An 11567-nucleotide genomic window follows, 5' to 3' on the forward strand; every position below is an offset into this window, starting at 1 on the left:
GTGGGGGTTCAAGTCCCCCCCTTCGCACCACTGTTATGACAATCTTCTGACATCACTTCCCGGATATCACATCCTCAGATGCTCGAACCAGAGCAGACTTCCCAAAACGAATGCAATCCCTGCCGGAATCAGCAGGAAATGACGCAATACGCGGTTATACAGCATCGGCATTGTCAGCAGAATCACCACTGCTAATGCAATACGGGCAGCATCCTGTTCATGCCCCTGTGATAAAAACAACACGACCGGTATCAGCGCCAGCATCATGCCACCGACCCCGGTTAACTGCTGCCAGAAAAACGATGAAAGCGGGTGTTTGATTTGCATCACAGCCACTCCTTACAATAACGAAATGAGAATCATTACTGTTATCATAAATAATCTGCCGCCTGTTGCAACCGCTTTTTCGCATAAAATGCAAAAAAGGCGCATGGTTATATACCTGAAAATCATACACCTATAATTAATGCGTCTATAAATTGAACAGATATTAATGTGTTAAATGATCAGTTCCGGAAAAGAGACACAAAATGAATGTCTTCCGGTTCCAGGGCAAACAGCGCCGGATCCGGCTTTGCGATCAGTTCACATCCCAGATGCTGATAAAAATGCACGGTATTTCCTGCCGTTCAAGCTGTCTCGTGAGAAGTGTCATCATTTGTTGTCTCTGTTTTTATATCTGCGACACCTTCTAACACATGATAGGCCACAGAGCAAAACAGCGAGTTCAGACGCTTCATATCCCCCAGCAGCCCGATATGTAACCGGCTGCTGCCGATGCTCTGCAGATTATTGACATGCAGCCGCTCCACATGAGCAAAAGAGTAACGCTGATTCAGCAGACGGAACCGGTGTTTTGCCCGGCGCAGCCGCCGTGCATTATCCACATCCCCGGAAACAAATACCGACATCGCCAGATTCAGGTTATTCTGCAGCCGTGACATCATGGTGGTCAGTTCACTGTAGCCGTCTTTCGAGAAAACACGCTGCGGATCCGCCGTCTGATTCGCCACATCGTGGGACATCCGCCCGATAATCAGGGAGGACTGCTGAAGTGACATCGCGGTATCAATCACCTCCGCCCAGCGCCGGGAATCACTTTCCCCCAGTTCGGTTTGCTGTAACTGCGCCAGATAGAGTTTGATACTGCTGTGCAGCATCTCTGCTTCTTCTTCCAGGTGGCTGATCAGCCGTTTCTGCTCACCTTTACCCGCCAGCTGACTGTCAAAACGCTGAAGCATCTGCTCAATCACATCCCCCAGCCGCAGGGTTTCCCGTACCGCATTAGCCAGCGCAAGAGAAGGAGTATCCAGCGCGCTCTGATCCAGATAACGGGGCGCTGCGCTGTCCTCTTCCGCCTCCGGTTCGGCGATAAGACGCTGACACAGCCGTGCCATCGGCTTCACCAGTGCCAGCATCAGCACACAGCGGACCAGGTTATAGACCACATGGAAATAAATAACGACTTCCGCCGCCGGCAGATTGTACTGGCCGACCCAGAGCGCCAGCGGTTTCACCCACGGCAGCACCAGCACACAGCCAATCAGTTTGAACAGCATACTGCCGAGCACCACCTGACGCGCAACCGCATTCTGACCGCGGCTGCTCAGCATGGCCAGGAAGCCGCTGCCGAGGTTAGAGCCGATGACGATCGCCAGACTGATATGCAGCGGCACCAGGCCGGTGGCACTCAGTGTGGCCGTCAGCAGCACCGCCGCCAGGCTGGAGTAGCTGACCATGGCGAACAGTGCGCCCACCAGTAGCGCCAGCACCGCATCCCCGCTCAGTGAGGTGAAAATAGCCTGAACAGCGGACGCCTGTGTGATCGGTTCTGCGGAAGCCACAATCAGCTGAAGCGCCAGGATAATCAGACCCAGCCCGATACCGACCCTCCCCAGTTGCCCGGTCCGGCTCTTTTTCTGACTCAGAAACGTAGTAACCCCCGCCAGGATCAGCAGAGGTGAGAGCCAGGAGAGATCAAACGTCAGCACCCGTGCCATCAGCGCCGTCCCGACATCCGCCCCCAGCATAATCACCAGGGCGGGCGGCAGCGCTATCATGCCCTGTGCCACAAACGAAATCACCAGCAATGCGGTGGCATTACTGCTCTGCACCAGCGCAGTCACCCCCAGACCGGCGAGAAACGCCCGTGATGTTTTCCGGATGCTCTTTCCGAGCAGTCGCCGCAGATCCGCACCGAAAACACGCATAATTCCTGTCCGGACAATGTGTGTCCCCCAGACCAGCAGCGCAACCGATGAAAGAAGATGGAGTAATGTCAGCATAGTGTTTTCGTCAGCATAAGGTCCCGTTAAAACGATCAGATCAACGGTATATCACACAGGCACTGTGTCACAATGTGATAATGGTAATAAACACCGCCACCATCAGAATAAAAAATCGCATAAAACACACAGTCTTACGGAATACAGGATGTCTGCCCCGGAGCTGGGACATCGGATAAGTATACCTTATGGTAAATATATTTCAAAAATCATCATGTTACAAAAAATAATAAAAAACCGCCGGCACAGAGTACCGGCGGCAGCCACTGCTGAAATCAGCAAAATGATGCAATCAACATGAAGAAAAGCACTTCAGAACAGTGTGAATATCAGGTACCGCAGATTACTTCAGCTCCATCGCGTCCCGCATGGTGAAGAACAAATCTGTCTGATCCGTCAGACCCACCACATTCGCCGCCCCCGGACCGTATGCCGCCACACGCAGCTGGGCACCGGTATGCTCCTGCGAATCTGATTCCGAGTTACCGTAGTTAACTGCCATCACGCTGCCGTCTTTGGTCAGCAGTGCCTGAGTCAGACCCGGTGAGACTACATCCGCTTCAATAATCTGGCTGGAATGAGCATGATCAGCGGTCACAATCACCAGCGTATCACCATGTTTTTTCGCGTATTCCATACCGATTTGTACCGCTTCATCCAGTGCAACGGTTTCGCCGATCTGGCCGCAGGCGTTTGCCGCGTGATCCTGTTTATCGATAGAGGCGCTTTCCACCTGTAAGAAGAAGCCGTTTTCATGATCTTTAAGCAGATCAATGGCTTTTTCAGTCATCTGAGCCAGTGTCGGAGCATTCGGATCCAGTTTTGAACTTGGCTTACACTCCACGACAGGTTTGTCGAGGTTGCCGCGGTAGGAGGCTTTCGGACCTTCCCACGCCACTTCCATATTGCCGTCACTGAATAATCCGAGCACCGGTTTATCCTGATTTGCCGCTTTCACATCCGCCAGCGATTTGGCATCTTTCACAACCAGATAACCACGTGCCGCTGCCTGCTCTTCCAGGGTTTTACCTGCATAGTCCCCGGCTTTGGCTGTCTGGCGGAAACTCTTCGCACCGCCGCCGAGCGTGACATCCGCACGGGCATTCAGCAGTTGTTCACTGATGGAGCCCAATCCGCCGTTTTCCAGTGCATCCGCACTGCAGCGCTCTGCGGTTTCTTCCGGGCCGTAGCATTTACGCTGACTGATATGTGAGATCAGTGCGGCTGGTGTGGCATCCTGAATTTCAGATGTGGTGACATTCCCGGTCGCTTTGCCGTTTTTCTTTGCCAGCTCGAGAATGGTGGTGTGCGGTTTGCCGGTAACATCAATGCCCAGCGCACCGTTATAGGTTTTCACCCCGGAAGCCCAGGCAGTCGCAGAGGCAGCGGAGTCAGTAACATAATTCGGTTTCTGTGTTTTCTTATCGAGCGCATACGTGGTGTACTGGCCGGTCAGCGGCAGGGAATCAATTCCTTTAAACACGCCACCCGCGCCTTCTGCATAGTTACGCGCCACGGTAATTTCGGAATCCCCCATACCGTCGCCGATAAACAGAATCACATTTTTTGCTTTGGTCTGACCGATAGCCGCTTTCAGCGCCTCAGTCTGATCGGATGACAGACGTCGCGCACCGCCGAACTCCGTGATATTGCCTTTGGCGGCGCGATCCTGTGCCAGAATGGCATCTGCATTCCCCGCTGCAACTGCCGGTAATGCAGAGCCTGTCAGCAGTGCCAGAACGGCAGCTGCAACCCGTGTTTTCATCGTCGCATGAAGCATGAGCAGAATCCTTGTCATTAATAAAATAGTCAGTTATCAACGCAGGACAGCCTAATCCGCTCTTATGACATCAGCGTGACACTATTGTGACCTCTTTGTGTCAGTCAGATGCATCAGCCCGGAATGCAAGGTTTCGCACCATGAGACATAGTCATGCCCACCCGGGCGCTCCTCACGGGTAACCTCGTAACCTTTTTCCTGTAAAACCTGATACAGCGCCCGGTTGTTATGCAAAATCCCGCCGGCACCGGCACGGGTTTCAAACACACCGGCCTCAAGAAAAAACCGCAGCGGAAGTTTGTGAGTACCTGCAAACTCGCGAATCAGCCATTCCGGCGGCTCTCCCTCCGGTGACCACCAGTAAGAGCCGGACATACTCAGCACATTACCGAAACGGTGGGGTAATTTCATCGCATTCCAGGAAGACGCAAGGCCGCCGTAACTACTACCGGAAACAATGGTCCGCCCCGCCGGGATATTAATACCCTGCTGTGCCAGCCACGGCATCAGCTCTTTATCCAGAAACTGCGGGAATTGCTCATTCGGCGGCAACTCTTTGCCGCGCTGCTCACTGCTGATACTGTCCACCATCACCACATACAGCGGCGGGATTTCCCCGCGCTTCACCCACTGATCAATAAATGTGACGATATGATAGTTTTTGCGGTATATCTGCCCGTCAAACAACACCAGCAACCAGGGCTCCGCACCCGGCTCCGGCGGGGTATACACCGCAATTTCCCGCTGATTATTCAGAATATCGCTGTGCAGCTGATGCAGCGTCACCGTACCAAAAACCGGTTGTTGTCCGGGCGCCCAGAAATCACACACTCTGTTGTTATCTAACGCAATAATGGCATGGCGATTAAATTCATCTGCCCCGTCGGCACCCGCACTCAGCGGGTTACGCGGATCCGCCTGTGCCGTGCTCAGCAGCGCTTTACGGCGGGCACCTTCAACGGAACTGTCAAGCTGCGGAATATCCGGGGCAATTTTATACTGACTGACAGTCTCTGCGGGAACAATGTAGGAGCGATACCAGATATCGGTATCATTCAATCTGGCCATCGGATCATGCTGTCCGGAAGGTGCGCCAAGTATGTAAGCATTCACTTTTGCACCACGCCAGAGAAACGTGATCCGCTTGTGGTGCTCGTCATACTCCTCAACCAACGGGGTTTCTGTCACCGCCTGCCAGAAAGCCGAGGTATCGCCCCCGTTAACCAGCGTTATCAGCTGTTGCAGGCGCACACTGTCCACCGGCAGGGAGATGTTTTCAGCTACCGGCTGATACGGATAGTTAGTAAGCGCCAACTTCCATTCAGAGCCCGGTATCCCCTGTGAGGTCAGTGTCCAGGTGTCATCAAACGGTAATGTGAATGTCACAGATTGCATTTCTGTGACAGGATTGTCGGTAAGCAGCGTCCGGCGGGGTGTCATCTGACTGTCATAGAGTGACAAATCACGGATATTCTCACTTTCCGCAATCACTACCTGTTTTTCTGACAACGGCAACTGCACACAGGCCTGTCCGTTGTGATCAAATGTGCCGGTAATCGTCATCGTCTGTTTTTCATCCGGAACGGAAAGTGACTGACAGGAAGAAGAGGCCTGCGCGGAAAATGCAGAAAATGCCGCGCAGCAAAGCAGAGTTTTTTTCACGTCGCTGATCCTTCAAAATCAGTAATAATTATCATTATTATTTATCAGCTTCGTATTTTTATGCCACCGGACGGAAAAGTCAAACTGCCACATCAGACAGCAGGCCCTCTTCCGGCTCCCCGGCAATCCATACCGATGTGCAGACCTTTTCCAGCAACGCCTTATTGTGACTGAATACCACCAGCCCGAGCGGCCGTTTCTCTGATTCTTCAATCAGCACCTGCCAGATCTGTGCCTGAATATGTGCATCCAGTTGCGCGGTCACCTCATCGGCGATCAGGAAACGGGTACGCGGATCTAACGCCCGCAGCAGTGCGATTCTCGCCAGTTCCCCGCCGGACAACTCATCCGGACGACGTTCCAGCCAGTGAGGCTCAATGCTGAGCTTTTCCAGCCATTCCGCATCCGGTTTCCAGGCATCATATAACCCGGCACCGGTCGTACGGTACGGATTAAAACACTTCTCAGGATGCTGCGGTACCAGCTGTACCGGACAATAGCCGGCTTTCGGTAGCGGTTTGCCGTCGAGCAGCAGTTCCCCGGCATGCGGTTGCTGCCACTGTGCCAGGACCCGCCCCAGCGTTGTTTTCCCGAACCCGCTGGGTGCGGAGATCCCCAGACGCTCACCGGCATTCAGCCGGAAAGAAAGGCCGTCCCACAATGTTTTTCCGCCCTGGATAACCTGTAAATCGCGGATTTCAAACATACGCTTTTCCTCTCTGCTGATTTATCCCGTTATCATAACAACTAATTTCCCGCAGACACACGGCTTTCCGTCAGCAGCCCGATGCACTCCTGAGCACCACGTTTAAGCACATCCCCTTTCCGGCTGACAATATGCACCGGCAGAACCAGACCGTTGCGGGTATTGCGGAATGACAGGACTTTCAGTGTTCCGGACGCCACTTCCGCCCGGATCATGGATTCCGGCAGATTCCCCCAGCCGATACCCGCTTTAACCAGTCCCAGCGCCACCGAAAAATTATCAGTCTGCCAGGTTTTCGTCGCCATCTGTGAACGCACATCAGTGAGAGAATGGTGAAGACTGGCAATAACGATTTGTTTTGCCTGTACCAAATCCTCAATATAAACAGATTGTTGTTGTGATAAAGAAGGATGCGTGGCTGAAATGGTGGCCACCAGGGCTTCATGACCGATACAGTGAAACTGCTCGCGCGGATCCACATACAGCCCGCCGAAAACCAGTGCCAGCTGGATCCGCCCCTGATGCAGCAATGGCAGAATGTCATCCTGTGACCCGGATAAAATTTCCGTTTTCAGCAGCGGATAACGCTGATTCAGTATCTGCAGTGCAGAAAACAGATCCTGCGGATTCACACAGGTTGCAACCCCCACCGCCAGTGTGCTCTCCACGTCCTGCGTCAGTTCACGGGTAAACACATTCAGCTGATGAATTTTATCCGTTATCTCTCTGGCATACGGTGCCAGCGCCAGGGCTCTTTCTGTCGGTACCGGTGCCCTGCCCGAACGTTCAAACAGTGCAAAACCCAGTTCAGCTTCCAGATTACTGACCGCCATACTGACCGCTGACGGCACGCGGTACAGCGCTCTTGCGGCGGCTGAAAATGATCCTTTCTCCAGCACCGTCAGAAAAAGCTGCAAGTTATCACTGTTAAACGGCATATACCCTCCGGCCTGTCAGAAAATCTGATAGTAGCTGACTTTTATTATCATCTCTATTGATTTACTTTCCCTGCATTCTTCACAGTAAACAGCAGCAGGATATCAATATGCAGGGTTTAAAACGAAAACTGGTCTTTATCACCGCTTACGAGCTCATCGGCTGGGTCATTTCATCAGTTGCGCTGGCCATACTCTCCGGTAATTCAGCCGGTGTAACCGGGCCGCTGGCGCTGGCAATTACCACCATCGCCGTCAGCTGGAATTTTATCTTTAATACATTGTTTGAATTCTGGGAATCCCGCCAGATTTCCCGTATCCGGACATTCCGCCGCAGATTCGTACACGCCGTTCTGTTTCAGCTGACACTGGTGGTTTTCCTTATTCCGCTGATTGCATGGTGGTTATCGGTCAGTTTAATACAGGCTTTCCTGCTGGATTTTGCCCTGATTATTTTTATCCCGATCTACACATTTTTCTTTAACTGGGCGTTTGACAAACTATTCGGAGTTCCGGCTTCCGCATTGCCCCGGAAAGAGACAGCCACACATTAATAATAATATTAAAAATAGCCATACCGGTGAAACGGCATGGCTTTTTATCTGATAAAAACAAAAATTAAAAACTAATATTTAATCCCCAAACCAGCCATACCACTATTTCCGGTTAGTTTAAATTCAGCATTACCTTTATTAATTTCAATTCACTCAACCGTTTAATCAGGATCAACAACATCCTGCCCTGACCGGGAATCCGCTTCCCGTCATCACCTGCGCCCGGCTTGATACCGGTCAGGTTATCGCCGCTGAAGCTGTCATTGAATTCACTAAAAGTACGCCGCAGATGACATTTGCAGTGCTGTTTTTTGCATCATTTTTTGATTTCCTTATCTGACCGTTATATCCTGCTGACAAACAGAAATCAGAGTAAAAATTCGCCGGATGGAGCTATCAGGATGAAAAGAACTATCAGCAATCTGATAGCTCAGAAAATAAAAATAACCGGCCACAATAAACAGCTGAAAACATCATGAAAAGGATGTCATTATGAAAAAGGTATTGCTGTTATTTATATTATTCAGTTTTCAAATTATCGCAGCACCACTGACTCCTTCAGATATCGATGCACTGAAAAAAGAACCGGAAAGGGCAGCAGAAAACATTGTTGCATCCATGAGTCAGACAGAAAAAATTGGTCAGCTGATGATGCTTGATTTTCGCTATTGGGATATATTCCGGAGTCCGGTTCCTGTTCCCGTGATCAATATAAATAACGATATCAAAGATATTATCTATCGTTACCGGTTAGGTGGCATTGTATTATTCAGGGAAAATTTAATTAACACCCCCCAGACAGTAAAACTGATCAATGATATTCAGTCTTCCCGTTACCGTCTTCCGTTATTTATCAGCACTGATCAGGAAGGTGGTTATATAACCCGGCTGCGGGTTGGTACAGAAATGCCCGGAAATATGGCTCTCGGAGCTACACGTGACCCGGATTCAGCAAGACTAACCGGTGAAATTCATGGCAGTGAGTTATCTGCACTGGGATTTAATATGAATTTTGGCCCGGTTGTGGATATCAATAATAATCAAAATAACCCGGTTATTGGTGTACGGGCGTATTCTGACAGAAAAGAGCTGACAGAAATCCTGTCAGCCGCCTATATCCGTGGTATTCATCAATACGGACTTATCACTGCTCTGAAACATTTCCCCGGACACGGCAATGTCTCTGCAGATTCACATGTCGCCCTTCCGGTTGTCACATCAGATGAAAAAACCTGGCGGCAAACAGAATTACCGCCATTTATTTATGCGCTGCAACATGGTGCAGATGCGGTTATGACTGCACATATTATTGTTCCGGCACTGGATGACACAAAAATAAAAACCCGTGACGGTTCAGAAGCAGGTACACCAGCCACATTATCAAAACCTATCCTGACCGGCATATTACGCAAAGAACTTCATTTTCAGGGGCTGATAATTACGGATGCCATGGATATGAAAGCCATCACTGATAACTTTGATCTCAATTTTGCCGTTGAGCACGCCCTGTCTGCAGGCGCCGATATTATCCTGATGCCGGTAAAAATGTGGGATGAAGAAGCAGTTAAGCGCCTTGATAATTTATATCGCTATCTGGATGAACAGGTACAGAAAAACCCGGAACTGCAGCAACGTATTGATGAATCCGCAAAACGGGTGGTTCTGATGAAGCTGAATAAAGCCATCAGCGGAGCACCTGCGGATCCGGTGAAAGCACAGCAAATTGTCGCCTCAGTACAGCATAAAAATCAGGAAAATAAGGTATCTGAACAGGCCGTTACCATAATAACAAATGACGGTATCCTGCCTTACCAACTGAAACCGGAAAATAAAATTCTGGTAATCTCCGATGAATATCCCCGTAATCAGTTAATTAAAAAGCATCTGAATGATATTGCACGGGAAACGGAAACCCGTATTCATGTCACTGCACAAAAAATAAAAACAGATAAGAAAACGCTCTCTGAAAAGAAAATCAGCACCATGATCAGCGGGCAGGATATTATTTTACTGGTCACTTACAACCTGCGGGAACGTGATACAAATGCACAATTTATCATCAACTCCGCTAATGATGCAGGCATTCCCTTAGTCGTGATATCTTCACGGGATCCATACGATATTGCGAGTCTGAGTAATGTAAAAGCCAATATTGCTATCTATGGTATTACCGGATTTGATATTACAAATGGTCAGCGTAACGCACTGGAAACGAATATCCGGAGCGGCTTGCGGACGTTATTCTCCGGTAAAAACGCCCGCCCCCTTAATTATCCCACCGGACGGTTACCCGCAGATATTAAAGACCCGGAAAGTGGTATTATTTTATACCCTTATGGCACAGGGGAAACCTATGATAAGCAGGATTAGAAATACATCTGCCGGAGTCTTCATCTGTCAGCCGGACAGTAACGAACAGGATTGAAATAAGGAATAAGCATGAATTTATCCCGCACTGCTGTAATACTGGGTATCGTCGGTCTGAGCATCAGCTTTTCCGCTGTAACGGTGGCGGAAGAGAAAGGATTAAGTCCGCTGGAACAATGCTATCAGTCTGTCGGGGATGCACCACGGACAAAAATTGCAGGCTGCCTGGGTGCAAAGCTGAAAGCAGCAGATACCCGCCTGAATACGATTTTGACACAGCAAAAACAGGAAATTGCATCACTCAATTCAGCCGGAAGTAAAAAAGCTATTCAGTCACTGAATTTGTCACATTCCGCCTTTATTACTTTCCGCGATGCTGAGTGCCGGTATCGCTATGATGCAACTCTCGGCGGTAGTGGTGCCGGTGATATCATGAAAGCCTGCCAGATTGACCTGACAAATTGGCGGATAAAACAGTTACAGGAAAATTAATTCACAGAAAAACAGCAGATAACGTTATTCCGGCACAGAAATACCGGCCAATGCATTTCCACCACAGAGCATCCCGGTCAATTCATTATCTGCTGTTTTTTTCACTGATTTCACACAGCCTATCCTGCAGATGTCATCCCCGGCAATATTTATTACTCTTGTGTAGCCGTACCCTCTGTCTTTTCCTGAAACAACTAAGATAAGTATCTATATTATCTGCAGACTACCATTATTAACCTGATTATCAGGATGATGATGAAAATATCATCATGATGACAGATAAAATACAAACGGAATTATTTTTCTGGTCACAGTCAGATTCCGGGAAGGCGATTAATTATCTGATTTTTTGTATTCAGAGGGATAAAGGGATGGCAAAGATGTCTTTATAAATACCACTCTGGTCTGCCCGGCCTGTTCGCCGGGAAACCATATCGATGAGCAGGCTGCGGACAGTTCATCAGCCCGGGCGCTTTCATGAGTCTGCTATCCAATACTGAAACTTCTTTCGATGACTAATATTATGAAGTTCCTGTATCTGACGGCGTAATATAACCCGCCAGCCATCCGGCTTATCAGGCCAGCTTTTCCGGTATTTGTAGCTGCTGCATGAACCCAGGACTCCCGGCAGAGTTTGCCCACAAGATAGTGCGTTCTGAATTTCCCGGTTACCGGGAATTGTTCGGGGAGTCTGGTATCTGGCACGTGGTGACTTTTTTAATAAAAGGATATCCGGAGAGAAGTGGATTCAGAATAATTTTTCTTTTCACCCAAACGCAAAAAAGC

General features: G+C 49.6%; 9 protein-coding genes, 1 tRNA gene and 1 pseudogene (1 of these 11 running past the window's edge). 4 read left to right on the forward strand and 7 right to left on the reverse strand.

Going from position 1 to position 11567, the window contains the following annotated elements; translation table 11 throughout:
* Positions 1-30: transfer RNA gene (locus HMPREF3119_RS01885), tRNA-OTHER, on the forward strand (it extends 46 nt beyond the left edge of the window).
* A gap of 36 nt (positions 31-66) precedes the next feature.
* On the opposite strand, the gene HMPREF3119_RS01890 is transcribed toward HMPREF3119_RS01885, so the two are convergent.
* The 7 genes and pseudogenes from HMPREF3119_RS01890 to HMPREF3119_RS01915 all read right to left on the reverse strand — a co-directional run bounded on the left by HMPREF3119_RS01890 (position 67) and on the right by HMPREF3119_RS01915 (position 7371).
* Complete coding sequence (locus tag HMPREF3119_RS01890) at positions 67-327, reverse strand: DUF1435 family protein (RefSeq protein ID WP_004237051.1); 261 nt, start codon at positions 325-327, stop codon at positions 67-69.
* A 179-nt stretch (positions 328-506) separates the two neighbouring features.
* A pseudogene (locus HMPREF3119_RS18610) lies at positions 507-620 on the reverse strand (GNAT family N-acetyltransferase); the annotation flags it as partial.
* 9 nt (positions 621-629) lie between these two features.
* Positions 630-2285: a Na/Pi cotransporter family protein gene (locus HMPREF3119_RS01895; protein WP_004237049.1), complete on the reverse strand. Its 1656-nt coding sequence runs from the start codon at positions 2283-2285 to the stop codon at positions 630-632.
* A gap of 343 nt (positions 2286-2628) precedes the next feature.
* Positions 2629-4065, reverse strand: coding sequence for an alkaline phosphatase (gene phoA / locus HMPREF3119_RS01900; protein ID WP_015422431.1), 1437 nt, complete (start codon positions 4063-4065; stop codon positions 2629-2631).
* Between the two features lie 81 nt (positions 4066-4146).
* Positions 4147-5727 (reverse strand): alpha/beta hydrolase-fold protein, encoded by a 1581-nt coding sequence (locus tag HMPREF3119_RS01905; RefSeq protein ID WP_070578164.1) that lies wholly within the window; start codon positions 5725-5727, stop codon positions 4147-4149.
* A gap of 79 nt (positions 5728-5806) precedes the next feature.
* Positions 5807-6433 (reverse strand): ATP-binding cassette domain-containing protein, encoded by a 627-nt coding sequence (locus HMPREF3119_RS01910; RefSeq protein ID WP_036417914.1) that lies wholly within the window; start codon positions 6431-6433, stop codon positions 5807-5809.
* 41 nt (positions 6434-6474) lie between these two features.
* Positions 6475-7371, reverse strand: a complete 897-nt coding sequence (locus tag HMPREF3119_RS01915) for a LysR family transcriptional regulator (protein WP_004237043.1) — start codon at positions 7369-7371, stop codon at positions 6475-6477.
* A 107-nt stretch (positions 7372-7478) separates the two neighbouring features.
* Here HMPREF3119_RS01915 and HMPREF3119_RS01920 point away from each other — a divergent pair, with 107 nt between their 5' ends.
* The 3 genes from HMPREF3119_RS01920 to umoC all read left to right on the forward strand — a co-directional run bounded on the left by HMPREF3119_RS01920 (position 7479) and on the right by umoC (position 10781).
* The gene (locus HMPREF3119_RS01920; protein ID WP_004242064.1) at positions 7479-7922 is read left to right on the forward strand and encodes a PACE efflux transporter; all 444 of its coding nucleotides are present in this window, start codon (positions 7479-7481) and stop codon (positions 7920-7922) included.
* A gap of 492 nt (positions 7923-8414) precedes the next feature.
* Positions 8415-10292, forward strand: coding sequence for a glycoside hydrolase family 3 protein (locus tag HMPREF3119_RS01925; protein ID WP_070578166.1), 1878 nt, complete (start codon positions 8415-8417; stop codon positions 10290-10292).
* 69 nt (positions 10293-10361) lie between these two features.
* Positions 10362-10781: a lysozyme inhibitor LprI family protein gene (gene umoC, locus HMPREF3119_RS01930; RefSeq protein WP_049240961.1), complete on the forward strand. Its 420-nt coding sequence runs from the start codon at positions 10362-10364 to the stop codon at positions 10779-10781.
* The last annotated feature ends 786 nt before the right edge of the window (positions 10782-11567 follow it).

This window comes from Morganella sp. HMSC11D09, assembly GCF_001807955.1.
GTDB lineage: Bacteria > Pseudomonadota > Gammaproteobacteria > Enterobacterales > Enterobacteriaceae > Morganella > Morganella morganii.